This is a genomic window from Mycobacterium sp. THU-M104, assembly GCF_049197365.1.
Lineage (GTDB): Bacteria > Actinomycetota > Actinomycetes > Mycobacteriales > Mycobacteriaceae > Mycobacterium.
In genome coordinates this window covers 1-2,301 of sequence record NZ_JBMIOP010000109.1, presented here as the reverse complement: position 1 = coordinate 2,301, position 2,301 = coordinate 1, and the positions used below count along the sequence as shown (strand labels likewise).

General features: G+C 69.8%; 1 protein-coding gene, 1 tRNA gene and 1 pseudogene. 2 read left to right on the top strand and 1 reads right to left on the bottom strand.

All coding sequences use genetic code 11. The features are described 5' to 3' along the window. Positions 1-73 precede the first annotated feature (73 nt). Positions 74-146, bottom strand: a tRNA-Arg gene (locus tag ACOJVU_RS09990). Positions 147-257: 111 nt separating this feature from the next. Here ACOJVU_RS09990 and argS point away from each other — a divergent pair. Continuing rightward, positions 258-1,910, top strand: coding sequence for an arginine--tRNA ligase (gene argS / locus ACOJVU_RS09985; protein WP_421529628.1), 1,653 nt, complete (start codon positions 258-260; stop codon positions 1,908-1,910). An 80-nt stretch (positions 1,911-1,990) separates the two neighbouring features. Further along, positions 1,991-2,301, top strand: a pseudogene (locus tag ACOJVU_RS09980) (diaminopimelate decarboxylase); the annotation flags it as partial.

The window sequence follows — 2,301 nt, the reverse complement described above, 5'->3', positions numbered from 1 at the left end:
CGCTGAAGGCCAGTAACGCCGTCGCGGCACCCCAGCCGTTTCGGGGTCTCACGGTAAAGATTGCTTCAGACGGTGCCCCCGGCAGGATTCGAACCTGCGGCCTTCTGCTCCGGAGGCAGACGCTCTATCCCCTGAGCTACGGGGGCGCACCTGACAAGACGCTGCGCCGTTGGGCCTCGACAGCCTAACGCATTCCGGCGGGCGCTTCGTCACCGCGATGGATGGCGGGAGCACCCGAGCCAATAGGATAGACGCTCGTGACCCCCGCCGACCTGGCCGAGCTGCTCAAGACCACCGCCGCCGCGGTGCTGGCCGAGCACGGACTCGACACCGCGGCGCTGCCGCCGGCGGTCGCCGTGGAGCGTCCGCGCAACCCCGAGCACGGCGACTACGCCAGCAACCTGGCGCTGCAACTGGGCAAAAAGGTCGGCGCCAACCCGCGTGAGCTGGCCGGATGGCTGGCGCAGGCGCTGGCACGCAACGACGGCATCGCGCACGCCGAGGTGGCCGGGCCGGGCTTCATCAACATGCGCCTGGAGACCTCGGCGCAGGCCGTCGTCGTCACAGGCGTCATCGACGCCGGCGACACCTTCGGCCACGCCGACGACCTGGCCGGGCAGAAGATCAACCTCGAGTTCGTCTCGGCCAACCCGACCGGACCGATCCACATCGGCGGCACCCGCTGGGCCGCCGTCGGGGACGCGCTGGGCCGGCTGCTGTCCAGCCAGGGCGCCGCCGTGGAGCGCGAATACTATTTCAACGACCACGGCGCCCAGATCGACCGGTTCGCCAACTCGTTGATCGCCGCGGCCAAGGGCGAGCCCGCCCCCGAAGACGGCTACGCCGGCGACTACATCACCGACATCGCCGCGCACGTGCTGGCCAAGGCCCCCGACGCGCTGAGCCTGCCCGAACCCGAGATGCGCGAGACCTTCCGCGAAATCGGTGTCGAGTTGATGTTCACCCACATCAAGGAGTCGCTGCACGAGTTCGGCACCGACTTCGACGTCTACACCCACGAAGACTCGATGCACACCAGCGGGCGCGTCGAGGAGGCCATCACCCGGCTTCGCCAGACCGGCAACATCTACGAGAAGGACCGCGCAAGCTGGTTGCGCACCAGCGCTTTCGGTGACGACAAAGACCGCGTCGTGATCAAGAGCGACGGCAAGCCCGCCTACATCGCCGGTGACATCGCCTACTACCTGGACAAGCGGCAGCGCGGGTTCGACCTGTGCATCTACATGCTCGGCGCCGACCACCACGGCTACATCGCGCGCCTGAAGGCGGTGGCCGCCGCGTTCGGCGAGGACCCCGCCACCGTCGAGGTGCTCATCGGGCAGATGGTCAACCTGGTCCGCGACGGCCAGCCGGTGAAGATGAGCAAGCGGGCCGGCACCGTGATCACCCTCGACGACCTGGTCGAGGCGATCGGCGTCGACGCCGCGCGCTACAGCCTGACCCGCTCCTCGGTGGACACTCCGATCGACATCGACCTGGCGCTGTGGTCCTCGGCCTCGAACGAAAACCCGGTCTACTACGTGCAATACGCGCACGCACGGCTTTCGGCGCTGGCGCGCAACGCCGCCGCGCTCGGCCTGGTTCCCGACACCGCGCACCTCGAGTTGCTCAGCCACGACAAGGAGGGCACGCTGCTGCGCAGCCTCGGCGAGTTCCCGCGGGTGCTGAAGACGGCCGCGTCGCTGCGCGAGCCGCACCGGGTCTGCCGCTACCTGGAAGACCTCGCCGGTGACTACCACCGCTTCTACGACTCGTGTCGGGTGTTGCCGCAGGGCGACGAGCAGCCCACCGACCTGCACGCCGCGCGGCTGGCCCTGTGCCAGGCCACCCGCCAGGTCATCGCCAACGGACTGGCGATCCTGGGCGTTGGCGCCCCGGAGCGCATGTGACCGTGCATCCCGCCGGTCCCCGGCACGCCGAAGAGACCCGCCACCCGGGCAGCCCGCCGCGGCCGCAATCCCCCGAGGAGCTGCTACAGCTGGCCCTGAATGTATGGCCCCGCAACACCGTTCGCGACGCGAGCGGCGTCGTGCACATCGCCGGCGTGCCGGTGACCGAGCTCGCCCGGGAGTACGGGACCCCGCTGTTCGTGGTCGACGAGGACGACTTCCGCTCCCGCTGCCGGGAGATGGCGGCGGCCTTCGGCGGCGGCGGCAACGTGAACTACGCCGCCAAGGCCTTCCTGTGCGGCGAGATCGCGCGCTGGGTCGACGAGGAGGGCCTGTCCCTGGACGTGTCCACCGGCGGCGAGCTGGCCGTGGCGCTGCACGCGAACTTCCC